The organism is Pseudomonas sp. Hz4 (genome assembly GCF_054898165.1).
Genome location: NZ_CM142719.1, coordinates 4,343,942 through 4,366,233, shown reverse-complemented (window position 1 = coordinate 4,366,233; position 22,292 = coordinate 4,343,942). Strand labels below are relative to the sequence as shown.

21 protein-coding genes and 1 riboswitch are annotated in these 22,292 nt (G+C 60.6%); of the genes, 14 read left to right on the top strand and 7 right to left on the bottom strand.

The genetic code is table 11. The annotated features are described in order from the left end of the window. Nucleotides 1-39 precede the first annotated feature (39 nt). Nucleotides 40-1,944 carry a molecular chaperone HtpG gene (gene htpG / locus ACYZTR_RS19885; RefSeq protein WP_461973432.1) on the top strand — a complete coding sequence of 635 codons (1,905 nt, stop codon included), beginning with the start codon at nt 40-42 and terminating at the stop codon, nt 1,942-1,944. 144 nt (nt 1,945-2,088) lie between these two features. Here htpG and ACYZTR_RS19880 read toward each other — a convergent pair whose 3' ends face one another. Continuing rightward, on the bottom strand, nt 2,089-2,976 hold the full coding sequence (locus ACYZTR_RS19880; protein WP_461973431.1) for a pirin family protein: 888 nt from the start codon (nt 2,974-2,976) through the stop codon (nt 2,089-2,091). 61 nt (nt 2,977-3,037) lie between these two features. Further along, nucleotides 3,038-3,454, bottom strand: coding sequence for an OsmC family protein (locus ACYZTR_RS19875; RefSeq protein ID WP_461973430.1), 417 nt, complete (start codon nt 3,452-3,454; stop codon nt 3,038-3,040). 277 nt (nt 3,455-3,731) lie between these two features. On the opposite strand from ACYZTR_RS19875, the gene ACYZTR_RS19870 reads away from it, so the two are divergent. Together ACYZTR_RS19870 and ACYZTR_RS19865 are read left to right on the top strand one after the other, a co-directional pair. After that, nucleotides 3,732-5,108 (top strand): pyridoxal-phosphate dependent enzyme, encoded by a 1,377-nt coding sequence (locus tag ACYZTR_RS19870; protein WP_461973429.1) that lies wholly within the window; start codon nt 3,732-3,734, stop codon nt 5,106-5,108. Continuing rightward, on the top strand, nt 5,105-6,283 hold the full coding sequence (locus ACYZTR_RS19865) for a cystathionine gamma-synthase (RefSeq protein WP_461973428.1): 1,179 nt from the start codon (nt 5,105-5,107) through the stop codon (nt 6,281-6,283). Before ACYZTR_RS19870 ends, ACYZTR_RS19865 begins: the two co-directional genes overlap by 4 nt. 64 nt (nt 6,284-6,347) lie before the next feature. Here the strand turns inward: ACYZTR_RS19865 and ACYZTR_RS19860 are convergent, their stop codons facing one another. Genes ACYZTR_RS19860 through purM form a run of 3 tightly spaced genes read right to left on the bottom strand, consistent with a single transcriptional unit; the run spans nt 6,348 to nt 8,790 of the window. Continuing rightward, entirely contained in the window at nt 6,348-7,061 is a 714-nt protein-coding gene (locus ACYZTR_RS19860) for a DUF3108 domain-containing protein (RefSeq protein WP_461973427.1), read from the bottom strand. An 8-nt stretch (nt 7,062-7,069) separates the two neighbouring features. Further along, entirely contained in the window at nt 7,070-7,720 is a 651-nt protein-coding gene (gene purN / locus ACYZTR_RS19855) for a phosphoribosylglycinamide formyltransferase (protein WP_461973426.1), read from the bottom strand. An 11-nt stretch (nt 7,721-7,731) separates the two neighbouring features. Then, nucleotides 7,732-8,790 (bottom strand): phosphoribosylformylglycinamidine cyclo-ligase, encoded by a 1,059-nt coding sequence (gene purM, locus ACYZTR_RS19850; RefSeq protein ID WP_461973425.1) that lies wholly within the window; start codon nt 8,788-8,790, stop codon nt 7,732-7,734. Nucleotides 8,791-9,170: 380 nt separating this feature from the next. Here purM and ACYZTR_RS19845 point away from each other — a divergent pair, with 380 nt between their 5' ends. From ACYZTR_RS19845 to ACYZTR_RS19820, 6 genes are all read left to right on the top strand, one after another. Further along, nucleotides 9,171-10,229, top strand: a complete 1,059-nt coding sequence (locus ACYZTR_RS19845; protein ID WP_461973424.1) for a DUF2066 domain-containing protein — start codon at nt 9,171-9,173, stop codon at nt 10,227-10,229. 39 nt (nt 10,230-10,268) lie between these two features. After that, nucleotides 10,269-11,342 carry an AI-2E family transporter gene (locus ACYZTR_RS19840; RefSeq protein ID WP_461973423.1) on the top strand — a complete coding sequence of 358 codons (1,074 nt, stop codon included), beginning with the start codon at nt 10,269-10,271 and terminating at the stop codon, nt 11,340-11,342. Nucleotides 11,343-12,395: 1,053 nt separating this feature from the next. After that, on the top strand, nt 12,396-13,100 hold the full coding sequence (gene hda, locus ACYZTR_RS19835; protein ID WP_008148645.1) for a DnaA regulatory inactivator Hda: 705 nt from the start codon (nt 12,396-12,398) through the stop codon (nt 13,098-13,100). A 214-nt stretch (nt 13,101-13,314) separates the two neighbouring features. Next, a complete protein-coding gene (locus ACYZTR_RS19830; protein WP_461973422.1) occupies nt 13,315-13,965 on the top strand; it encodes a C40 family peptidase in 651 nt (216 codons plus the stop codon). 166 nt (nt 13,966-14,131) lie between these two features. Then, nucleotides 14,132-14,668 (top strand): C40 family peptidase, encoded by a 537-nt coding sequence (locus ACYZTR_RS19825; RefSeq protein ID WP_461973421.1) that lies wholly within the window; start codon nt 14,132-14,134, stop codon nt 14,666-14,668. A 15-nt stretch (nt 14,669-14,683) separates the two neighbouring features. After that, nucleotides 14,684-15,337, top strand: a complete 654-nt coding sequence (locus ACYZTR_RS19820; protein WP_461973420.1) for an O-methyltransferase — start codon at nt 14,684-14,686, stop codon at nt 15,335-15,337. Nucleotides 15,338-15,341: 4 nt separating this feature from the next. Here the strand turns inward: ACYZTR_RS19820 and ACYZTR_RS19815 are convergent, their stop codons facing one another. Next, on the bottom strand, nt 15,342-16,655 hold the full coding sequence (locus ACYZTR_RS19815) for a PQQ-dependent sugar dehydrogenase (protein WP_461973419.1): 1,314 nt from the start codon (nt 16,653-16,655) through the stop codon (nt 15,342-15,344). A 68-nt stretch (nt 16,656-16,723) separates the two neighbouring features. After that, on the bottom strand, nt 16,724-17,308 hold the full coding sequence (locus ACYZTR_RS19810) for a hypothetical protein (RefSeq protein ID WP_449645672.1): 585 nt from the start codon (nt 17,306-17,308) through the stop codon (nt 16,724-16,726). 154 nt (nt 17,309-17,462) lie between these two features. Then, a riboswitch (cobalamin riboswitch) is annotated at nt 17,463-17,696 on the top strand. An 81-nt stretch (nt 17,697-17,777) separates the two neighbouring features. Here ACYZTR_RS19810 and cobO point away from each other — a divergent pair. The 5 genes from cobO to cobD are packed head-to-tail and all read left to right on the top strand — an operon-like array spanning nt 17,778 to nt 22,274. Next, nucleotides 17,778-18,389 carry a cob(I)yrinic acid a,c-diamide adenosyltransferase gene (cobO, locus tag ACYZTR_RS19805; RefSeq protein WP_461973418.1) on the top strand — a complete coding sequence of 204 codons (612 nt, stop codon included), beginning with the start codon at nt 17,778-17,780 and terminating at the stop codon, nt 18,387-18,389. 10 nt (nt 18,390-18,399) lie between these two features. Beyond that, a complete protein-coding gene (locus ACYZTR_RS19800; protein ID WP_461973417.1) occupies nt 18,400-19,737 on the top strand; it encodes a cobyrinate a,c-diamide synthase in 1,338 nt (445 codons plus the stop codon). Next, complete coding sequence (gene bluB, locus ACYZTR_RS19795; RefSeq protein ID WP_461973416.1) at nt 19,734-20,384, top strand: 5,6-dimethylbenzimidazole synthase; 651 nt, start codon at nt 19,734-19,736, stop codon at nt 20,382-20,384. The genes ACYZTR_RS19800 and bluB overlap by 4 nt, the downstream gene beginning before the upstream one ends. Next, nucleotides 20,381-21,289 (top strand): adenosylcobinamide-phosphate synthase CbiB, encoded by a 909-nt coding sequence (gene cbiB / locus ACYZTR_RS19790; protein WP_461973415.1) that lies wholly within the window; start codon nt 20,381-20,383, stop codon nt 21,287-21,289. The genes bluB and cbiB overlap by 4 nt, the downstream gene beginning before the upstream one ends. Then, nucleotides 21,282-22,274 (top strand): threonine-phosphate decarboxylase CobD, encoded by a 993-nt coding sequence (gene cobD / locus ACYZTR_RS19785; RefSeq protein ID WP_461973414.1) that lies wholly within the window; start codon nt 21,282-21,284, stop codon nt 22,272-22,274. Before cbiB ends, cobD begins: the two co-directional genes overlap by 8 nt. The last annotated feature ends 18 nt before the right edge of the window (nt 22,275-22,292 follow it).

Sequence of the window (22,292 nt, the reverse complement as noted above, 5' to 3'; positions counted from 1 at the left end):
AGGTCGCGGCCACTGCCATCTGATTGGAGTTTGATAACCATGAGTGTGGAAACTCAAAAGGAAACCCTGGGCTTCCAGACCGAGGTGAAGCAACTGCTGCACCTCATGATCCATTCGCTGTATTCCAACAAGGAAATTTTCCTTCGCGAATTGATCTCGAACGCCTCTGACGCTGTCGACAAATTACGTTTCGAAGCCCTGTCCAAGCCTGAACTGCTGGAAGGTGGCGCCGAGCTGAAAATCCGTGTGAGCTTCGACAAGGACGCTAAAACCGTCACTCTCGAAGACAACGGCATCGGCATGAGCCGAGAAGAGGCGATCACCCACCTGGGGACCATCGCCAAATCCGGCACTGCCGATTTCATGAAACATCTCTCTGGCGATCAGAAAAAAGACTCGCACCTGATCGGTCAGTTCGGTGTGGGTTTCTACTCTGCATTCATCGTCGCTGACAAAGTTGACGTGTTCAGCCGTCGTGCCGGCGATGCTGCCAGCGAAGGCGTGCACTGGTCGTCCAAGGGCGAAGGCGATTTCGAAGTTGCCACCGTTGAGAAAGCCGAGCGCGGTACCCGCATCGTCCTGCACCTGAAGGCGGCTGAAGACGAATTCGCCGATGGCTGGCGTCTGCGCAACATCATCAAGAAGTACTCCGACCACATCGCTCTGCCGATCGAGTTGCCGAAAGAAGTGGCAGCCGCCGAAGGCGAAGAGCAACCGGCCGTTGAATGGGAAACCGTCAACCGCGCCAGCGCCCTGTGGACCCGTCCGCGTACCGAGGTCAAGGACGAGGAATACCAGGAGTTCTACAAACACGTCGCTCACGACTTCGAGAACCCGCTGAGCTGGAGCCACAACAAGGTCGAAGGCAAGCTCGAATACAGCTCGCTGCTCTACGTGCCGGCCCGTGCTCCGTTCGATCTGTACCAGCGTGAGGCGCCGAAAGGCCTGAAGCTGTATGTGCAGCGCGTGTTCGTGATGGATCAGGCCGAGTCGTTCCTGCCGCTGTACCTGCGTTTCATCAAAGGCGTGGTCGATTCCAACGACCTGTCGCTGAACGTCTCGCGGGAAATCCTGCAAAAAGACCCGATCATCGATTCCATGAAGTCGGCGCTGACCAAGCGCGTTCTCGACATGCTGGAAAAGCTGGCGAAGAACGAGCCTGAGCAATACAAAAGCTTCTGGAAAAACTTTGGCCAGGTCATGAAAGAAGGCCCGGCAGAAGACTTCGCCAACAAAGAGAAAATTGCTGGCCTGCTGCGTTTCGCATCGACCAACGGTGATGAAGGCGAGCAAGTGGTGGGTCTGGCCGAATACCTGGCTCGCGCCAAGGAAGGTCAGGACAAGATCTACTACCTGACCGGCGAAACCTACGCGCAAGTCAAAAACAGCCCGCACCTGGAAGTCTTCCGCAAGAAAGGCATTGAAGTGCTGCTGCTGACCGACCGCATAGACGAGTGGCTGATGAGCTACCTCAGCGACTTCGACGGCAAGAGCTTTGTCGACGTGGCTCGCGGTGACCTGGACCTCGGCAACCTGGACTCGGAAGAGGACAAGAAAGCGGCGCAAGAAGTCGCCAAGTCCAAAGAAGGTCTGGTTGAGCGTCTGAAAACTGCACTGGGCGACTCGGTGGCTGAAGTGCGGGTTTCGCACCGCCTGACCGATTCCCCGGCGATTCTGGCCATCGGTGAGCAGGACTTGGGCATGCAGATGCGCCAGATCCTGGAAGCCAGCGGTCAGAAAGTTCCGGAATCGAAGCCGATCTTCGAATTCAACCCGGCTCACCCGCTGATCGAGAAGCTCGACAACGAGCAGAGCGATGAGCGCTTCGGCGATCTGTCGCACATTCTCTTCGATCAGGCGGCTCTGGCAGCCGGTGACAGCTTGAAAGACCCGGCTGCGTACGTGCGCCGTCTCAACAAGCTACTGGTTGAGCTGTCGGTTTAACTGCGTTGTAAAAAAACCCGCTTCGGCGGGTTTTTTTCATTTGATCGTTCCCACGCTCTGCGTGGGAATGCAGCCCGTGACGCTCGGCGTCACTGGACGCGGAGCGTCCCTAGAGGCATTCCCACGCAGCGTGGGAATGATCAGCTACAGGGGTGTTGGCGGGCTTCGGTGTTTAGGTAGTTCGATCCGCTCACTTTCCCCCGGCACCGTCGGCCAATCCCCGGCCGCCCAGCGCCGGCGAGCCTCATCGATCAACGCCGGGTCACTCGCCACAAAATTCCAGTTGATCCGCCGTGGCCCATCCAGCGGGGCACCACCGAACAATACGGCATGACAGTCGCTTTCAGCGAACAGCGTCATCTCTTCCCCGACCGGCAACACCACCAGCGAATGCGGTTCTATCAGCTCGCCCTCCAGTTGCACCTCGCCGTCCAGCACATACAACGCCCGCTCTTCATGCTCGGTAGGAATCAGCAGCGTTGTTGCCGTTTGCAGGTTCAATTCGGCGTACAGCGTCGGAGAAAGCACTGGGACCGGTGATTCCAGGCAAAAGCCTGACCCGGCAATCATCCGGATCTTCACCCCAAGGTTATCGCTGACCGGCAGCGTGGTCGCCGGATAGTGACTGTAGTGTCCCGGACCGTGCTCATGATCCTTGGGTGAAGCCAGCCAAATCTGCAAACCGTGCATCGTGAAGCCCTTATCCTTCAACGCCTCAGGCGTACGTTCGACGTGGGCAATCGCGCTGCCTGCAGTCATCCAGCTGACATCACCGGCGTCCACCACTTGATCGGAGCCGAGGCTGTCCTTGTGCTGGATTTGCCCTTCGAATAAGTAGGTGAGGGTGGACAGACCAATGTGCGGATGCTGTCGGATGTTCATGCCTTTACCCGCCGGATAACGGGTTTGCAGCATGTGGTCAAAAAACACGAAAGGCCCGACGCTGCGGCATTTGGCTGACGGCAGCGGGCGAAGAATCGGCTGGCCTTCGACATCTTCGGCGCGGGCGCGGATCACGAGCGGAGTGTTCATGGGGCATTCCAGGCTAAGCGGGTGACGCGTGAAGCATAACCCGCCTGCACAGCCCTTGCCGCTATTGGCTGAAAGCGCCTTCGGACAGATGGGTTTCGATGCTGATCTCGGTGGTGGTCATCAGCTTGTGGACCGGGCAACGGTCGGCCACGCGGTGCAGCTCATCGCGCTGGGCGTCGGTGAGCACACCCTTGAGTGTCAGTTTGACGTGCAGGGCATATTTACCTTTCTGCTCTTCGCTGTTGTCACGTTTGACCTCGACCGTGACACCGGTCAGCGGGATGTCTTTCTTCTTCGCGTACATCTTCAGGGTCAGGGCCTTGCAGGCACCCAGTGCCGCGTCGAAGTAATCGTGTGGCTCGGGCGCCGAGCCTTCGCCGCCGGCGGATGTCGGTTCGTCGGCAAAGAGTTCGTGGTCATCGATCTGGACGCTGTGACGAAAACCTTCGGCGGAGACGGTGTTGACGGTGACAGTCATGGGAAACCTCGTAGGCAACAGGAAAAGTCATTCGATCAAAAAAGACCTTGAAGTTATAGAGCATTCCTACTGATGCACGTTCCACTTTCTTACAGGCTGAACCAGGTTGCGGCGGCAGGCTTTGTCGTTCCGGCGACGCTACCGGCTGGCTGTGCACGGTTGCGGGTGGCGCCATCCCGGCCTATGGTCCAAGCGAGACTTTGCCTGTGACTGGCGCGCGATGATTCACCGCCGGTTGCTGTCCATCCAGTGCTAATTTGCGTAGCGAGGTGACGACATGCCCACTGACTCCCGTCCCGCCGTACTCGAACTGATTGGCAATACGCCGCTGGTGCGCGTCAGCCGCTTCGATACCGGCCCGTGCACGCTGTTCCTCAAGCTCGAATCGCAGAACCCCGGCGGTTCGATCAAGGATCGCATCGGCCTGGCGATGATCGACGCCGCCGAACGCGATGGCCGCCTGCGACCCGGTGGCACCATCGTCGAGGCTACCGCCGGCAACACCGGCCTCGGCCTGGCTTTGGTCGGCCGTGCCAAGGGTTACCGGGTGGTGTTGGTGGTGCCGGACAAAATGTCCACCGAGAAGGTCCTGCACCTCAAGGCGATGGGCGCCGAGGTGCACATCACCCGCTCCGATGTCGGCAAGGGTCATCCCGATTATTACCAGGACGTTGCTGCGCGGCTGGCGCAGGACATTCCCGACGCCTTCTTCGCCGATCAGTTCAACAACCCGGCCAACCCGCTGGCCCACGAATGCAGCACTGCGCCGGAGATCTGGGCGCAGACTCAGCATGATCTGGACGCCATCGTCGTTGGCGTCGGTTCGGCCGGCACGCTGACCGGGCTGACCCGCTTCTTTCGCCGTGTGCAACCGAACCTGGCCATGGTGCTGGCCGATCCGGTCGGCTCGGTGATGGCCGAATACAGCCGCAGCGGCACCCTCGGCACACCCGGTTCGTGGGCGGTGGAGGGCATCGGCGAGGACTTCATTCCGTCGATTGCCGACCTGTCCAGCGTGCGCCACGCCTACTCGATCAGTGATGAGGAAAGCTTCGATCATGCCCGCCAACTGCTGCGCGCCGAAGGCATTCTCGGCGGTTCCTCGACCGGCACACTGCTGGCGGCGGCGCTGCGTTACTGCCGCGAGCAAACCGAGCCGAAGCGGGTCGTGAGCTTCGTCTGCGACACCGGCACCCGCTACCTGTCGAAGGTCTACAACGACCAGTGGATGAACGATCAGGGCCTGCTGCAGTACAAGCATTACGGCGATCTGCGCGACCTGATCTCACGGCGCTTCGAGGATGGCCGGGTGATCAGCGTGGGCCCGGACGACACGCTGCTCACCGCTTTCCAGCGCATGCGCCTGGCTGATGTCTCGCAACTGCCGGTGCTGGAGGGCGGACAGCGGCTGGTTGGCGTGATCGACGAGTCCGATATTCTGCTTGGCATGCAAGAAGATGCTTCGCACTTTCGCACGAGTGTGTCCAGCGCGATGACCGATCAGCTTCAAACCCTGCCTCCCGGCGCCAGCCTGGCTGAATTGCGGGCGGAGCTCGACCGTGGGCTGGTGGCGATCATTGCTGACGCCTCGGGCTTCCACGGCTTGATTACTCGAGTCGACATGCTCATTCACTTACGGAGATCGCTTGCATGAGTCAACACGATGAAACCGCTGTACCACGCGCCTTCGCCACCCGTGTGATCCATGCCGGGCAGACGCCCGACCCTTCCACCGGGGCGCTGATGCCGCCGATTTACGCCAACTCCACCTACTTGCAGCAGAGCCCCGGCGTGCACAAGGGCTTCGATTACGGGCGCTCGCACAACCCGACGCGCTTTGCGCTGGAGCGTTGCGTCGCGGACCTCGAAAGCGGCACCCAGGCCTTCGCGTTCGCCTCCGGGCTGGCGGCGATCTCCACGGTGCTCGAGCTGCTAGATGCGGGCTCGCACATCGTTTCCGGCAATGATTTGTACGGCGGCACCTTTCGACTGTTCGACAAGGTGCGCAAACGCAGCGCCGGGCATCGCTTCAGCTTCGTCGATCTGACTGACCTGGCGGGATTCGAAGCCTCACTGCAGCCCGACACGAAGATGGTTTGGGTCGAGACGCCAAGCAATCCCTTGCTGAGCCTGACGGACCTCGCCGCTGTCGCGCGCATCTGCCGCGATCGAGGCATCATCTGTGTGGCCGACAACACGTTTGCCAGCCCCTGGATACAGCGCCCGCTGGAGCTTGGCTTCGACATCGTGCTGCACTCGACCACCAAGTACCTGAACGGCCACTCCGATGTGATCGGCGGTATCGCGGTGGTCGGAAAAAACGCAGACCTGGCGGAGCGTCTGGGCTTCCTGCAGAACTCAGTAGGCGCTATCGCCGGGCCGTTCGACGCGTTCCTCACCCTGCGCGGCGTGAAGACCCTGGCGCTGCGCATGGAACGCCACTGCAATAACGCGCTGGATCTGGCGCAATGGCTGGAGCGTCAGCCGCAGGTGGCGCGCGTCTATTATCCGGGCCTACCGTCGCACCCACAGCACGAACTGGCGCAGCGGCAGATGCGCGGTTTCGGCGGAATGATTTCCCTCGATCTGAACAGCGATCTGGCGGGCGCCACGCGTTTGCTCGAGAGTGTACGGATTTTCGCTCTGGCCGAAAGCCTGGGTGGGGTGGAAAGCCTGATCGAACACCCGGCGATCATGACCCACGCCAGCATCCCTGCAGACACCCGCGCGCAGCTCGGCATTGGCGATGCGCTGGTGCGTTTGTCGGTGGGTGTCGAGGACGTCGAAGACCTGCGCGCCGATCTGGCCCAGGCACTGGCGCGGATTTGAATTGTAGCGGGCATAAAAAAATCCGGAATCCTCATCGGATTCCGGATTTTCGTGTTGATCCGGATCAGCTGCCTTTGACAGCCTTGCCGTTGACCGTACCGTCCAGGAGCATGATGTTGTACTCCTTGCCGTCGGTTTCAACCTGTTGCAGACGAACCAGCAGGTAATCCCAATCCTTGGCAAACCACAGGACGGTGGTGCGCTTGCTTTGTGTCGGGTCGCGCACGCGTTCGACTTTGATCGCTTCGATCTGGCCAGCCTTGGTGTCGACTTTTTCCGAACCCAGCACGCGGAAGTCATAGGTATCGACTTCGCCATCGTCGACGACCTGATAGCTCATGCTTTTCTTGCCAGCGGCCACGTCGTGCTGCAGGGCCAGCTGATAAGTGGATTTGTCGACCATGCCGCGGTTGAGCGGGATCTTGACCGGGTCACCGCGATCGGTGCCGGTGACCATTTTGTTGGTCCAGTCGAAATCCAGGTCAGCTTTCTTGGTTTTTCCCAGACCGCCACGTTCGAAGTGGTAGGACTGCGGCAGCAGCGTGTCCTTGTCCAGGGTCAGGGTGCTTTCTTCGGTCAGGCTGGCGATCATCATTGAGGCCTTGAAGCTGAGCTTCCAGGCGCCATTGGCTTGCTTGGTCAGGCTGCGTTCAGCGGTGCCGCTCATGGGCAGCTGCTTCCAGTCAGCGGTGTAGCTGGCGGAGAAAGGTTGAAGTTCTGCAGCCTGCGCAAAAGGCAGTGCGAGCAGAGCGCAAGCGAAGAGCAGGGCGCGACGCATAAAGTCTCCTAGGTTCGAATCAAGTGGCCGCTGGCCGCGAGTAACTTTCCATCCAGTAAAGCACCTTGCTCGCCGAGTGATAAACGACCTTCGGCAAACCAGCGTACGGCCAGCGGGTAGATCAGGTGTTCCTGGACGTGGACCCGCTGCGCCAGACTCTGCGGCGAATCGTGCAACTCTACCGGTATTACTGCCTGTACGACCAGTGGTCCGCCATCGAGTTCCTCGGTGACGAAGTGCACGGAGCAGCCGTGGTCCGTGTCGCCGGCTTCCAGCGCGCGCTGATGAGTGTGTAACCCTTTGTATTTGGGCAGCAGCGAGGGATGGATGTTGAGCAGGCGACCTTGGTAGTGGCGCACGAAATCAGCGCTGAGAATACGCATGAAGCCGGCCAGTACCACGAGTTTGGGGTTGAACGCGTCGATCAGATCGATCAGCGCGGCATCGAAGGCCTCGCGGCCCTCGAAAGCCTTGTGATCCAGGGTGCGGGTGTCGATACCCGCGGCCCTGGCGCGTTGCAGGCCGTAGGCGTCGGCGCGGTTGGAAATCACCGCAGCGATGCGGGCCGGGCTGTCGCCGGTCCGCGTGCTGTCGATCAAGGCCTGCAAGTTACTGCCGGTGCCGGACAACAGCACCACCACATCACAGGTCTGGGACATCCGCTCTTGCATCAGTGTGCCTTGAGGTTCTTCAGTTCAACCTGAGCCGCGCCTTCGGCAGCGGTGGAGATCTGACCGATCACCCAAGGCTGCTCGCCGGCTTCGCGCAGGACGTTCAGGGCGGTTTCAACGTGCTCTTGAGCGACGCAGATGACCATGCCGACGCCGCAGTTCAGCACACGGTGCATTTCGTTTTCGTCGACATTGCCTTTCTCTTGCAGCCAGTCGAACACGGCAGGACGGGTCCAGCTCGCGACGTCAACCACCGCTTGTGCGCCTTTTGGCAGAACGCGCGGGATGTTGTCCAGCAGGCCACCACCAGTGATGTGGGCCATGGCTTTAACGGCGCCGGTTTCCTTGATCAGCTTGAGCAGCGGCTTCACGTAGATACGGGTCGGGGCCATCAGCAGGTCGGTCAGTGGTTGGCCGTCGAGCTGGATGTTTTCGATGTCGGCACCGGACACTTCGATGATCTTGCGGATCAGCGAGTAGCCGTTGGAGTGCGGGCCGGAAGACGGCAGGGCGAGCAGGGCATCGCCGGCAGCAACTTTCGAACCGTCGATGATTTCGGATTTTTCCACGACGCCGACGCAGAAGCCGGCCAGGTCGTAGTCTTCGCCTTCGTACATGCCTGGCATTTCAGCGGTTTCGCCGCCGACCAGGGAGCAGCCGGACAGTTCGCAGCCCGCGCCAATACCGGTCACGACCTGGGTCGCGGTTTCGACGTTGAGTTTGCCGGTCGCGTAGTAGTCGAGGAAGAACAGCGGCTCGGCGCCGCAGACCACCAGGTCATTCACGCACATGGCAACCAGGTCGATGCCGATGCTGTCGTGCTTGTTCAGGTTCAGCGCCAGACGCAGCTTGGTGCCGACGCCGTCGGTGCCGGAAACCAGCACTGGCTGCTTGTAGCCGGCCGGGATTTCGCAGAGGGCGCCGAAACCGCCCAGGCCGCCCATGACTTCCGGGCGCGCAGTGCGCTTGGCGACGCTCTTGATGCGTTCGACCAATGCTTCACCGGCGTCGATGTCTACACCGGCGTCCTTGTAGCTCAGGGAGGGTTGCTTGCTCATGATCCAGGCCTTTAGGGGGGATTCAGGGGTAACGACCGAGTCCAGTGGGACCACCGAAACTGACGAAGGCGATTGCCCAGCGTATTTCAGGGTGCCCGGCTGTTGCCGGTCTGCGAAGGCGCGCGATTTTATCAGGCTTGAGGGGCAGCGGCCATCCTCACGCCGACGGCAGGGGCATATCGGCTTAAAAAAACCGTTATTGCCCGTGTTGGTCGCCTCCTTCATGGCTGTATAAAGTATCGCTATTAACCGTCTATCGTTATGACAGTGCAAAAACTTACCGGGGTCGGGTGAATGTTTTGCTTGGGGGCGTGGTCACAGCCTTGCTCAATCTGGTTCACGCGGCCTGTTCCAGCCGCTCTTGTCGTCAGGAATCCTCCATGCGTTTTTTTTCTAGATGTTTGTTTGCGGGCTGTTTGTCAGTGGTCAGCCTGGCGAGTCATGCCGAGACCGTCAAAAGCCTGTATCAGGTGCGACAGCCTGTCAGTGGTCAATCCCCTGAGGTACGCGATCAGGCGACCCAGCAAGCGCTGGATACGTTGGTGTTGCGTCTGACCGGTGATCCCAAGGCTGCGCAAAGCCCGGGGTTGGCGGCACTGCGCAAGGACCCGCAGCAGATCATCAGTCAGTACGGCTTTGACGCCGGCCCACCGGAAGTGCTGAAGGTCGATTTCGACCCGGCCACCACTGAGCAAGCGTTGCGCCGTGCCGGGCTGTCTCTGTGGGGGGCGAACCGGCCATCGATCCTCAGCTGGTGGTTGAACGATTCCGCCGAGGGTTCGAGCCTGGTGGGCGATGGCCAGGCCAGCGCTGCGCCGCTGCGTCGAGCGGCGCAACACCGTGGTCTGCCGCTGCGTCTGCCGCTGGCCGATCTGAATGAGCAGATTGTCGCCACTGCACCGAATCTGGAAGGTGCGGACGCAACGCCACTGCGCGGGGCATCGGAGCGTTACAACGCTGACGCTTTGCTCGCTGTGCATGCCCGTGAAGAGGGCGGCCAGTGGCAGGCCAAGTGGCAGTTGTGGCTGGGCGACAAGAAGGAGGCGGGCAGTGTTCAGGGCGCGGATCAGGCTGCTGTGGCTGATGCGGTGATGCTGGCGGTCAGTCAACGGCTGGCGCCTCGTTTTGTGGTCAAGCCAGGTGCTTCGGGTGAACAACTGCTCGAAGTGCAGGGCGTGAACCTGGAGCGTTACGCGGCACTTGGGCGCTTGCTGGAGCCGTTTGGTGCGCGTCTGCAAAGTGTCGACGGCGACCGGATTCTCTACCGGGTCAATGGCAGCGCCGAGCAATTGAAGGCGCAATTGTCGCTGGCGAAGTTGCAGGAGGTTCCGGCCGGTGAAGAACCGGCGCCAGTCGCACCGGTTCAGCCGGCCGAGGGTTCGGCGCCGGTAGTAGTGCCCACTCCGGCACCTGTGCCGCAGTTGCGATTCCGTTGGTAACGGTTTTCTTTCTTTATATAGATGCATAGGGAGTTGTACATGGCCGATACGCGGCGTTGGTTCTGGTTGGGCGGGATAATCCTGCTCTGCGCGTTTGTCTGGCTGTTGCATCCGATCCTGACGCCGTTCCTGGTGGCGCTGCTGTTGGCTTATCTGTTCGATCCATTGGTGGATCGACTGGAGAAGGCCGGGCTGTCTCGCACCTGGGGCGTGGTGGCGGTGTTTGCGCTGATTACCTTGATCTTCACGACATTGCTGCTGGTGTTGGTGCCGATGCTCGCCAAGCAGCTGTTTCGCTTGTACGAACTGGCGCCGCAGATGCTCGATTGGTTGCAGAACACCGCGCTGCCGTGGGCGCAATCGAAGTTCGGGTTGTCGGATGGCTTCTGGAAATTCGACAAACTCAAGGCTGCGATCAGCGAGCACATGGGCCAGACCACCGACATTGTCGGTGTGGTGCTGAGTCAGGCAACGGCTTCCGGCCTTGCATTGATTGGCTTGCTGGCGAATCTGGTGCTGATCCCGGTGGTGGCCTTCTATCTGTTGCGGGACTGGGACCTGATGATGGCCAAGATCCGCAGCCTGCTGCCCCGTGATCGCGAAGAGCGCGTAGTAATCCTGGCGGGTGAATGCCATGAGGTGTTGGGTGCGTTCGTGCGCGGACAGTTGCTGGTGATGGTGGCGTTGGGCGTCATCTACGCGGCGGGCCTGATGCTGGTGGGGCTGGAATTGGGGCTGTTGATCGGTTTGATTGCCGGTCTGGCGGCGATCGTGCCGTACATGGGGTTTGTCATCGGAATTGGCGCGGCCTTAGTAGCCGGGTTGTTCCAGTTTGGTGGCGATCTGTATCCCATGATCGGTATCGTTGCGGTGTTCATGGTCGGGCAGGCGCTGGAGGGCATGGTGCTGACGCCATTGCTGGTGGGAGACCGGATTGGTCTGCACCCGGTGGCGGTGATCTTTGCGATTCTGGCAGGGGGTGAGCTGTTCGGTTTTACCGGTGTGCTGCTGGCGCTGCCGGTGGCGGCGGTGATCATGGTTCTGGTGCGCCACGTGCATGATTCGTATAAAGATTCGGATATCTACAGCGGTGTTGATGAGCCCGAGCTTTAAGGGTAATGCTGTTCACTTAAGCTCGATGTTTCCAGGCACACACTTGCGTAGCGATGGGGCGGTGGATCAAGCGCAAAAGCGAGGCGGCCGACCTATCTTGTGTTGATCGTGAGCATATCCGTTTCTGTGGTAATGGCCGCTATTGGTTTCGCTTTTACAGCGAGTCACTTGGAAGAGCGCCAAGTAACCAAGCGCTCTTGCCCCTGACGTTCGGTGCCTCGCTTAGGCTCGGCATGCCCTCGCTCCGGTCCTGCTCCGTGGGCCCGCCGCCATCGGCCATCCATGGCCGGGGGCGGCTAACCCGGCATCCATGCCGGGTTGCCCACTGCGCAGAACCTCCACTCGGCCTCTCGATGGGGCGGTGCATCAAGATCAAAAAGCTGCAGGCGAGCTAACGCTCGGCCTGTTGAGTGGTGAGAAGCGAAAGTTGGACGCCGATCTGCTTTATGTGGGAGCGAGCCTGCTCGCGAAGCTGTTGAACTTGCTGTTGCTGTTGCTGTTGCTGTTGCTGTTGCTGTTGCTGTTGCTGTTGCTGTTGCTTTGCTTTGGCTTCAGATCTGCCGCCCCTTTCCCAGAGGCCGAACGCAGGCGTTGCGCAGGGGGCACCGCGGCAAGGATGCCGCGGTAGCCGCCCCCGGCCATGGATGGCCGATGGCGGCGGGCCCCCGGAGCATGCCGGAGAGAGGGCATGCCGAGCCTAGGCGAGGCACCGAATGGCGGGGCAAGAGCGCTTTGTTTACTTTCGCGCTTTTCGAAAGTGACTCGCTGTAAAAGCGAAACCGCCAGCCGCCGTGACCGCAGAAACGGATATGTACCCAACCTAAGGGCTCGGATCACCCGTCGCGGCCAGCCTGGTTCATCGCCAGGTTGACCCGAATCCCTCGCGCGGCTGTCACATGCGCCGCCAAAGAAACTGTCATAAAACCAGTGTGTTAACGCAAACCTTTGATTTTGCTTGTGGTCTGTCGCATTGTGCGGTCAGCTTCACGGGTATAAACTTCGCAAACTTTACACAGAGGCCACTAACGGTTCCCTTGGAACTGTTCAGTCAGCATGAAACCGATTCAGCTGCCCCTAGGTGTGCGTCTGCGTGATGACGCTACCTTTATCAATTACTACCCAGGCGCCAATGCCGCTGCACTCGGCTATGTCGAGCGGCTATGCGAAGCCGACGCCGGCTGGACCGAAAGCCTGATTTATCTCTGGGGCAAGGACGGGGTAGGACGTACGCACTTGTTGCAGGCGGCCTGCCTGCGCTTCGAACAACTGGGGGAGCCAGCGGTGTATTTGCCGTTGGCCGAGCTGCTTGATCGTGGCATCGCCATCCTCGACAACCTTGAACAGTACGAACTGGTCTGCCTGGATGATTTGCAGGCGGTAGCCGGTCGGGCGGATTGGGAAGAGGCGCTGTTCCATCTGTTCAATCGTCTGCGTGACAGCGGTCGACGCCTGCTGATCGCCGCTTCGACCTCCCCGCGCGAACTGCCGGTGAAGCTGGCGGACCTCAAATCCCGTCTGACGTTGGCGTTGATCTTTCAGATGCGTCCGCTCTCCGACGAAGACAAATTGCGTGCCTTGCAACTGCGCGCATCTCGTCGTGGTCTGCACCTGACCGATGAAGTCGGGCATTTTATTTTGACCCGCGGTACGCGCAGCATGAGTGCGCTTTTCGAGCTGCTTGAACGCCTCGATCAGGCCTCCCTTCAAGCTCAGCGCAAGCTGACGATCCCCTTTCTGAAAGAAACTTTAGGCTGGTAAACCCCAAGCCTGCGGCGGGTTTTGGCATATTTCAGGCGTCAACAATTGCGCTTTCCTGCAGGGTCGCAAGCTGCGCGAACGTCTAAAACGGGCTTAAGCGCTTAGATGTAAACGAGAAACCGATAAGTCACATCAACATCGATTGAATTTGCAAATGAGGTTGATAGCGGGCATAGTCTCGCCCTCTTTACAACTATCAGCCACGGTCGTGCCCATGCTAAATCGCTTTGCACCCCTCGTGCCCCTCGCACTCGTTACCCTGTTGTTCGGTTGCGCTGCTCACTCTCCAGTGTCCCAGCAAGAGCAGCAACAGCAGGCTAAAAATTCTGTTACCACCCAATCTTCCGTTCTTTATCAGCAAGCGCTTGAACAGGAAGACGCGGCCACCGAAAAAGAATTGGCAGACTTCGGCGGCGGCAAGTCGTACCAGCTTCCGGTTCTGGCCGACAGCATCCTCGAACGCGGCATGTCCCTGATCGGTACCCGTTACCGTTTCGGCGGCACCTCCGAAGCTGGCTTTGATTGCAGCGGCTTCATCGGCTACCTGTTTCGTGAAGAAGCCGGCCTGAACCTGCCACGCTCCACTCGCGAAATGATCAACGTGGACGCTCCGTTGGTTTCGCGCAGCAAACTGGAGCCTGGCGACTTGCTGTTTTTCGCCACCAATGGCCGTCGCGGCCGCGTCAGTCACGCCGGGATTTACCTGGGTGACAACCAATTCATCCATTCCAGCAGCCGCCGCAGCGGTGGTGTCCGGATCGATAGCCTGGGCGACAGCTACTGGAGCAAGACCTTCATCGAAGCCAAGCGCGCACTGGCGATGGCGCCTACTGCAGTCCCGGCTATCGTCACGGCACGCAAGTAAGCAGACATTTTGTAAGGTGAACTTAAAGTCTTACTTGAAGTTTGCCGCGTAGCCGCTAGAATCCTGATCTATTATTGATGGCAAACCGCCTGCGTCCTGCGCTGGCGGTTTTCTTTTCTGCGTCCCCCTGCAGAAAAAGCCGCAGCCAGATCAGGATGTTCTGCCTATGTCGACGTCGGCCCGCCTAGCAATCATGTTCTTCGCAGCGCTGCTCAGCGCCTGCGCCAGCCGTACACCGCCACCTGCGTCGGTGGTTCGCGCGCCCATTATTTTCAGTTCCTCCCAAGCATTCTCCCCTGAGGCAGAAGACGTACTGTTTCGCGCGCTCGGCCTGGTGGGCACGCCGTACCGTTGGGGTGGCAACACGCCGGATTCGGGTTTCGATTGCAGCGGGCTGATCGGTTACGTCTACCATGACGTTGCCGGCATTTCCCTGCCGCGTACCACCCGCGAGTTGATCAGCATGCAAGCAGCCAGCGTGGGCAAGGAAGGTCTGCAAACCGGCGACCTGATCTTCTTCGCCACCAATGGCGGCTCCCAGGTCAGTCACGCCGGGATCTACGTCGGCGAAGGTCGCTTCGTCCATGCGCCCGCCACCGGCGGCACGGTGAAGCTCGACAGCTTGTCCAAAGCTTACTGGCAGAAAGCCTACCTGAGTGCCAAGCGCGTCTTGCAACCTGAGCACTTGGCACGCAACCCCTAAACTGCAGAGGTTGTCATGACTGCTCGCACACTCAATCTCGACGATTCCCTGTATCAATACCTGCTCGATGTTTCCCTGCGCGAAACGCCGCTGCTCAAGCGCCTGCGTGACGAAACCCAGGCGCTGCCCATGGCGCGCTGGCAAGTGGCGCCGGAGCAGGGCCAGTTCCTCGCGCTGCTGGTGAAACTCACCGGCGCCAAACGTCTGCTGGAAGTCGGCACCTTCACCGGTTACAGCGCCTTGTGCATGGCGGCTGCGTTGCCGGATGACGGTTCGCTGATCTGCTGCGACATACCCGGCGACTACAACGACACTGCGCGGCGTTACTGGCAGGAGGCGGGGCTTGCTGAGCGGATTGACCTACGCCTGGCACCTGCGCTGGAAACCCTGGCTCTGCTGGATCAGCAAGAGCCGTTCGACCTGATCTTCATTGATGCCGACAAAGCCAACTACCCACGTTATCTGGAGCACGCCCTGCGTCTGCTGCGCGTCGGCGGTCTGGCGGTGTTTGATAACACGCTGTGGAGTGGACGGGTGCTTGAAGACAATCCCGAGAGCGAAGACACCCGAGCCATCCAGGCGCTCAATCGCGCCTTGAAAGATGACTCGCGTGTGGATCTGTCATTGTTGCCGTTGGGCGATGGATTGACCCTGTGCCGCAAGCGCTAAGCGCTTACTTGGTCGCCGATACGCGCCACACCTTATTGCCCACGTCATCCGCCACCAACAAATCACCCTGCTGATCAATCACCACGCCTACCGGACGGCCCATGGCTTTTTCCTCGTCATTGAGGAAACCGGTGAGCACATCAATCGGCTGCCCGATCGGTTTCCCCGCGTTGAACGGTACGAAAATCACTTTGTAGCCACTGTGCGGCTTACGGTTCCATGAGCCATGCTGGCCGATGAATGCGCCTTCCTTGAACTGCGCCGGCAGCGTGTTGCCCTCAGCGAACGTCAGGCCCAGCGATGCGGTATGCGGGCCGACCGCGTAGTCCGGAGCAATGGCCTTGGCCACGAGGTCGGGGTTTTGCGGCTCGACGCGAATGTCGACGTGCTGGCCGTAATAACTGTAAGGCCAGCCGTAGAACCCGCCGTCTTTCACTGAAGTGATGTAGTCCGGCACCAGGTCGCTGCCGATTTCGTCGCGCTCGTTGACCGCCGTCCACAGCGCGCCGCTCTGAGGTTCCCAAGCCAGGCCGTTTGGATTACGAATCCCCGAGGCGAAGATTCGACTGTTGCCGGTGGCGCGATCCACTTCCCAGATCGCCGCGCGACCTTCTTCCTTGTCCATGCCGTTTTCGGCGACGTTGCTGTTGGAGCCCACCGTGACGTACAGCTTGCTGCCGTCCTTGCTGGCGATGACGTTTTTGGTCCAGTGGTGATTCAGCGTACCGCCCGGCAGGTCGATCACTTTCATCGGCTGCGACTTGATCACCGTCTCGCCGTTTTCATAGTGGAAGCGCAGCAAGCGGTCGGTGTCGGCGACGTACAGGTCATTGCCGACCAGCGTCATGCCGAAGGGCGAGTTGAGGTTTTCCAGAAACACCGTACGGGTTTCGGCGATGCCGTCGTGATCGCTGTCGCGCAGCAGCGTGATGCGGTTCGGGCTGGGGACGCCGGCACCGGCGCGGCCCATGACTTTCTTCATGACCCAACCCTTGATGCCTTTGCCGTCATCAGGTTTAGGTGGCGCGTTGGTTTCGGCGACCAGCACGTCGCCATTGGGCAGCACATAAAGCCAGCGCGGGTGATCGAGACCTTCAGCAAAGGCCGCCACCTGAGTCCCTGTCGTGGCGATGGGTTTCGCGCCGTCCGGCCAGCCGATCGCGGGGGCGATGTTCATCGTCGGGATCAGGGTTTTGTTGGGTTCTGGCAGCTTGGGCGAGGGGCCGGTGCCGTCGGAGACTTGCAGCCTGGAGGTTTCACCACAGGCGGCAAGCCCTCCGGCGAGCACAATGACGAGAGCGAGCTGAGGCTTGCGCATGCTGATCTTCCCTATGAATGCATTGACCTAATCAATAGAGAAGCGCAGGTGCACGATGGTTCAACCGGTCAGCCGCGGGCTTCCTTGAACAGCACGGCGATGCCGGGGTGATAGTTGCCGGCTTCGTTGCGCAACTTGCGATACGCGTAGGGGAAATACCAGGCCACCGCGCAGGTGTGTTCCTTTTGCAGGTCGTCGACCATGTCTTGGAGTTCTTCCGGGGTAGCGCTTTGTTGGGCTTTTTGCGGCGCAACGAACAGGCAGCCGAGTTTCAGGTCGCTGGCGTAGCTGATGCGCTTGGCGTCGCTGGTGATGTCCTGCAATGCTTGAGTCAGGTTCAGGCTGTTGACGCGTGGCCAGCGCTGGGTCGCCTGAAGGTAAGCGCGTTCTTCGCGGGTCGCGATAAACAGATCGGCGCGGCCATTGCGTTCGCCTTCTTCGGTCTGTTTACGGGTCGGCGTTTGTTGCAGTGTCACCATTTCCGCCATCCACGCAGCGGCGGACAGCAGGCTCAGGTTGGCTTTTTCATCGAACCAGTAAGGCGTGTCGTTATCGCCGCGCACGGCGTTGTAGCGGTCAATACAGTCAAACCAGCGTTCCAGCACCGGGCGCAGGAATTCCAGCTTCGGATTGCTGATGATCATGCCTTGCATGTGGCTCACCTTTGTTTTTGTGTTGTGAGATTATGGCTCTTTGATATCACTGCTGAGAGTGTGGCACAAGATTGGCGTCAGATAATTGATCGACGGCAGTTATTCGCTCGCAGGCCGCCCGTCTTCAATTGACGCTCCATCCCCAACCCTCTAACCTTCGCGGCTTGTTTCAGGTGCTCTGTGACCTTGGTCGACAGAGTGAAACAGGGAAGCCGGTGAGTGCGTTCATTCAACTAATGAAGAACCACGATCCCGGCGCTGCCCCCGCAACGGTAAATGAGTGAAGACTGCGCCTTGAGCCACTGTGTTGATGTCGACATGGGAAGGCGCGCAGTCAGGCGAATCGCCGCTCATGAGCCCGGAGACCGGCCTGATCCATCCAGCGGCATCACGGTGGGCGATGCCAGGCTTTTTGCCGTCTATTCTTGTGCCTGCCCGCCGTTATCCAGCCTCAACGGAGAGCTCCCCCATGACTGATACCCCCGATCGTGACGAACGTCATCTGGCGCGCATGCTGCGCAAAAAAGCCGTGATCGACGAACGCATCGCCAACTCCCCGAATGAATGCGGCCTGCTGCTGGTGCTGACCGGCAACGGCAAAGGCAAAAGCAGTTCGGCCTTTGGCATGCTCGCCCGGTCCATGGGCCACGGCATGCAGTGTGGCGTGGTGCAGTTCATCAAGGGGCGCAACAGCACCGGCGAAGAACTGTTTTTCCGGCGCTTCCCGGAACAGGTGCGTTTTCATGTGATGGGCGAGGGCTTCACCTGGGAAACCCAGGATCGCCACCGTGACATCGCCGCCGCCGAAGCTGCGTGGGCGGTGTCCCGCGAATTGCTGCGTGATCCGTCGATTGGCCTGGTGGTGCTGGATGAGTTGAACATTGCGCTCAAGCACGGTTACCTCGATCTGGATCAGGTGCTCAGCGATTTGCAGGCGCGTCCGCCGATGCAGCATGTGGTGGTTACCGGTCGCGGCGCCAAACCGGAGATGATCGAACTGGCCGACACGGTCACCGAAATGGGCGTGATCAAACACGCGTTCCAGGCCGGGATCAAAGCGCAAAAAGGCGTCGAGCTGTGAATACTACTTTATGAAAATCAGCCATCACTGCCCGGCGGTGCTGATCGCCGCGCCGGCCTCCGGTCAGGGCAAGACCACCGTCACCGCTGCGCTGGCCCGTTTGCATCGCAATCAGGGGCGCAAGGTTCGCGTGTTCAAGTGCGGCCCGGACTTTCTCGACCCGATGATTCTTGAGCGCGCCAGTGGTGCGCCGGTGTATCAACTGGACATGTGGATGGTCGGCGAGCAGGAAAGTCGTCGTCTGTTGTGGGAAGCCGCCGGCGAAGCTGACCTGATCCTCATCGAAGGCGTCATGGGGCTGTTTGACGGTACGCCGTCCAGCGCTGACCTGGCGCGGCATTTCGGTGTGCCGGTGCTGGGTGTGATCGACGGCACCGCCATGGCCCAGACCTTCGGCGCACTGGCGTTGGGGTTGGCGCGCTATCAGCCGGATTTGCCGTTTGCCGGTGTGCTGGCCAACCGCGTCGGTACCCTGCGTCACGCGCAATTACTTGAAGGCAGCCTCACTGAAGGTTTGCGCTGGTACGGCGCCTTGTCCCGGGAAACCGGGATCGAATTGCCAAGTCGCCATTTGGGTCTGGTTCAGGCCAGTGAGTTGAACGATCTCGATCTGCGCCTCGATGCGGCCGCCGATGCGTTGGCCAGCAGTTGCGAGGTCGCGCTGCCACCGGCCGTCGAATTCGCCGCCCCGGATGTGCTTGAAGCCGAGCCGTTGCTGACGGGTGTGCGAATTGCCGTGGCCCGTGACGAAGCGTTCGCCTTCACCTACGGTGCCAGCCTGGATTTGTTGCGGGCGATGGGCGCTGAGTTGTCGTTTTTCTCGCCGATCCGCGATACCCGATTGCCCGATGCCGACAGTCTCTATCTGCCGGGCGGCTACCCCGAGCTGCACCATGTGGCGCTGTCGCAAAACAGCTCGATGCTGACCGCGATCCGCGCCCACCACGCGGCTGGCAAGCCCTTGCTGGCCGAATGTGGCGGCATGCTGTATCTGCTCGACTCGTTGACCGATGTCGAGGGCACTCGCGCTGAATTGGTCGGCCTGCTGGCAGGGGATGCAGTGATGCAAAAGCGTCTGGCTGCGTTGGCGTTGCAGGCGGTCGAATTGCCCGAAGGCTTGTTGCGCGGGCACACCTATCACCATTCGCTGACCAGCACCGAGCTTGAGCCAATCGCTCGTGGCCTGAGCCCTAACGGCGGGCGTGGGGCAGAGGCGGTTTATCGTGAAGGGCGGATGACCGCCACTTATGTGCACTTCTATTTCCCGTCCAATCCATCGGCGGTTGCCGCGCTATTTGCGCCTGACCAAAACCCTGTGGGAGCGGGCTTGCCCGCGAAGAGGCCATGACTGACCACGCATTCAGCCAGGCCGAACGCGCAGCGGTCTACCGAGCCATCGGCGAACGCCGCGACATGCGTCATTTCAGCGGCGGCACCGTCGAGCCGCAATTACTGCGGCGCCTGCTCGAAGCGGCACATCAGGCACCGAGTGTCGGCCTGATGCAGCCTTGGCGGTTCATCCGCATCAGCGATCGAGCCCTGCGCGGCAAGATCCAGTTACTGGTGGACGAAGAACGCATCCGCACCGCCGAAGCCCTTGGCGAGCGCACCGACGAATTCATGAAGCTGAAAGTTGAAGGCATCAACGACTGCGCCGAGGTGCTGGTCGCCGCGTTGATGGACGATCGCGAGCGCCATATCTTTGGCCGTCGCACCTTGCCGGAAATGGACATGGCCTCGTTGTCCTGCGCGATCCAGAACCTGTGGCTGGCCTCCCGCGCCGAAGGACTGGGCATGGGCTGGGTGTCGCTGTTCGAGCCGCAAGCCTTGGCGGACCTGCTGGGTTTGCCGGCCGGCGCCAAGCCCTTGGCCGTGCTTTGCCTGGGGCCGGTCAAGGCATTCTATCCAGCGCCGATGCTGGTACTCGAAGGTTGGGCGCAGGCGCGTCCGCTCAGTGAGCTGCTGTACGAAAACTATTGGGGAGTAAGTCAATGAGTGTGGCGTTGTTGAGTGTCGCCGCGGTTGCGCTGGATGCGCTGCTGGGTGAACCCAAACGCTGGCATCCGCTGGTGGCGTTCGGCCGTTTTGCCGATCGCATCGAGCAACGTTTCAACTCCGGCGGTCGCGGTTGGCGTAGCCACGGCGTCACCGCCTGGGTGATCGCGGTGTTGCCGCTGACCCTGCTGGCCACGGCGTTTTCCTGGGCGCCCTATGTCGGCTGGATTGTCGAAATTCTCGTGCTCTATTGCGCCCTCGGCCTGCGCAGCCTCGGTGAACACGTCGAACCGGTGGCCAAGGCGCTGCGCAGCGATGATCTGGACGAGGCGCGCAAACGTGTCGGTTATCTGGTGAGCCGCCAGACCAGCGAACTGGATAAAACCGAAGTCGCCCGCGCCGCCACTGAATCCGTATTGGAGAATGGCAGCGACGCGGTGTTTGCCGCGTTGTTCTGGTTTGCCGTGGCGGGTGCGCCCGGTGTGGTGCTCTACCGTTTGAGCAACACCCTCGACGCGATGTGGGGTTACCGCAACGAACGCTTCGAACGTTTCGGCTGGGCGGCGGCGAAGATCGACGACGTCCTCAACTACATTCCTGCACGCCTGGTGGCGTTGACCTATGCGCTGCTGGGTAAAACCCGACTGGCGTTGAAATGCTGGCGTACCCAAGGCCCGACCTGGGACAGCCCGAATGCCGGCCCAGTGATGGCGGCGGGTGCTGGTGCGCTCGGTGTCGAGTTGGGCGGGGCGGCGATTTATCACGGTGAACTGCATCAGCGTCCACAACTGGGCGAAGGCGTGCCGGCGGACGCCGACTCCATCGACCGTGGCTGGCAATTGGTCCAGCGCGGGGTATGGTTTTGGTTGCTGATCCTCTGCGTGGGGGCTGAATTCTATGCTTGAGCACGGTGGTCGGTTACGCAAGGCGGCGCTCGAGTACGGCATCGCCGAAGCCGATTGGCTCGACCTGTCCAGCGGCCTCGCGCCTTGGCCGTTTCCGGTGCCGGAGATCCCGTTGCGGGCCTGGGCGCGTTTGCCGGAAACCGATGACGGTTTGGAGCAGGCGGCCTGTGATTATTACGGCGCCGCTCAGGTGCTGCCAGTAGCCGGCTCGCAAATGGCGATCCAGTTGCTGCCGCGTTTGCGCCGGGCGGGCAAGGTCGGCGTGCTCTCGCCGTGTTACGCCGAACACGCCGAAGCGTGGCGACGCAATGGCTACATCGTGCGTGAAGTGCTGGAGCAGGAAGTCGACTTCTATCTCGACAGCCTCGACGTGCTGGTGGTGGTCAACCCGAACAATCCTACTGGCCTGAGCCTGACACCGAGTCGGCTGCTGGACTGGCACTCGCGGCTGGCCCAGCGCGGTGGCTGGCTGGTGGTGGACGAGGCGTTCATGGACAACACGCCGCCGCTGAGCCTGGCACCTTTTGCCCATCAGGTCGGGTTGATCGTGTTGCGTTCCTTCGGCAAGTTTTTCGGTTTGGCCGGTGTGCGCCTGGGTTTCGTGCTGGCCGAGCGCAAGTTGCTCAAATTGCTGGCCGAGCAAGTGGGACCGTGGGCGGTCAGCGGGCCGACTCGGATGCTGGGTCAGGCTTGTCTGCTGGATACCGAAGGGCAAGCCCGGCAACGGGTTCGCGCTGAAGAGGCCAGTGAGCGTCTGGCGCTGCTGCTTGAACAGCACGGCTACACACCCCAGGGCGGCTGCGCCTTGTTTCAATGGCTGATTACCGAACGCGCCGAAGCACTGCATGAGTTCATGGCCCGGCGCGGCATTCTGCTGCGCTTGTTCACGCACACCAGCAGCCTGCGTTTCGGTTTGCCCGCCGATGACGCCGACTGGACACGTCTCGCGCAAGCGTTCGAAGCCTACGCCAAGGAAAGCCAATGACTGGGTTGAAGGTGCAAG

What these genes read in the sequence shown, in the direction of transcription:
- htpG (WP_461973432.1), top strand. Translation starts at nt 40, where the DNA reads ATGAGTGTGGAAACTCAAAAGGAAACCCTGGGCTTCCAGACCGAGGTG.
- ACYZTR_RS19880 (WP_461973431.1), bottom strand. Translation starts at nt 2,976, where the DNA reads ATGAACACTCCGCTCGTGATCCGCGCCCGCGCCGAAGATGTCGAAGGC.
- ACYZTR_RS19875 (WP_461973430.1), bottom strand. Translation starts at nt 3,454, where the DNA reads ATGACTGTCACCGTCAACACCGTCTCCGCCGAAGGTTTTCGTCACAGC.
- ACYZTR_RS19870 (WP_461973429.1), top strand. Translation starts at nt 3,732, where the DNA reads ATGCCCACTGACTCCCGTCCCGCCGTACTCGAACTGATTGGCAATACG.
- ACYZTR_RS19865 (WP_461973428.1), top strand. Translation starts at nt 5,105, where the DNA reads ATGAGTCAACACGATGAAACCGCTGTACCACGCGCCTTCGCCACCCGT.
- ACYZTR_RS19860 (WP_461973427.1), bottom strand. Translation starts at nt 7,061, where the DNA reads ATGCGTCGCGCCCTGCTCTTCGCTTGCGCTCTGCTCGCACTGCCTTTT.
- purN (WP_461973426.1), bottom strand. Translation starts at nt 7,720, where the DNA reads ATGTCCCAGACCTGTGATGTGGTGGTGCTGTTGTCCGGCACCGGCAGT.
- purM (WP_461973425.1), bottom strand. Translation starts at nt 8,790, where the DNA reads ATGAGCAAGCAACCCTCCCTGAGCTACAAGGACGCCGGTGTAGACATC.
- ACYZTR_RS19845 (WP_461973424.1), top strand. Translation starts at nt 9,171, where the DNA reads ATGCGTTTTTTTTCTAGATGTTTGTTTGCGGGCTGTTTGTCAGTGGTC.
- ACYZTR_RS19840 (WP_461973423.1), top strand. Translation starts at nt 10,269, where the DNA reads ATGGCCGATACGCGGCGTTGGTTCTGGTTGGGCGGGATAATCCTGCTC.
- hda (WP_008148645.1), top strand. Translation starts at nt 12,396, where the DNA reads ATGAAACCGATTCAGCTGCCCCTAGGTGTGCGTCTGCGTGATGACGCT.
- ACYZTR_RS19830 (WP_461973422.1), top strand. Translation starts at nt 13,315, where the DNA reads ATGCTAAATCGCTTTGCACCCCTCGTGCCCCTCGCACTCGTTACCCTG.
- ACYZTR_RS19825 (WP_461973421.1), top strand. Translation starts at nt 14,132, where the DNA reads ATGTCGACGTCGGCCCGCCTAGCAATCATGTTCTTCGCAGCGCTGCTC.
- ACYZTR_RS19820 (WP_461973420.1), top strand. Translation starts at nt 14,684, where the DNA reads ATGACTGCTCGCACACTCAATCTCGACGATTCCCTGTATCAATACCTG.
- ACYZTR_RS19815 (WP_461973419.1), bottom strand. Translation starts at nt 16,655, where the DNA reads ATGCGCAAGCCTCAGCTCGCTCTCGTCATTGTGCTCGCCGGAGGGCTT.
- ACYZTR_RS19810 (WP_449645672.1), bottom strand. Translation starts at nt 17,308, where the DNA reads ATGCAAGGCATGATCATCAGCAATCCGAAGCTGGAATTCCTGCGCCCG.
- cobO (WP_461973418.1), top strand. Translation starts at nt 17,778, where the DNA reads ATGACTGATACCCCCGATCGTGACGAACGTCATCTGGCGCGCATGCTG.
- ACYZTR_RS19800 (WP_461973417.1), top strand. Translation starts at nt 18,400, where the DNA reads ATGAAAATCAGCCATCACTGCCCGGCGGTGCTGATCGCCGCGCCGGCC.
- bluB (WP_461973416.1), top strand. Translation starts at nt 19,734, where the DNA reads ATGACTGACCACGCATTCAGCCAGGCCGAACGCGCAGCGGTCTACCGA.
- cbiB (WP_461973415.1), top strand. Translation starts at nt 20,381, where the DNA reads ATGAGTGTGGCGTTGTTGAGTGTCGCCGCGGTTGCGCTGGATGCGCTG.
- cobD (WP_461973414.1), top strand. Translation starts at nt 21,282, where the DNA reads ATGCTTGAGCACGGTGGTCGGTTACGCAAGGCGGCGCTCGAGTACGGC.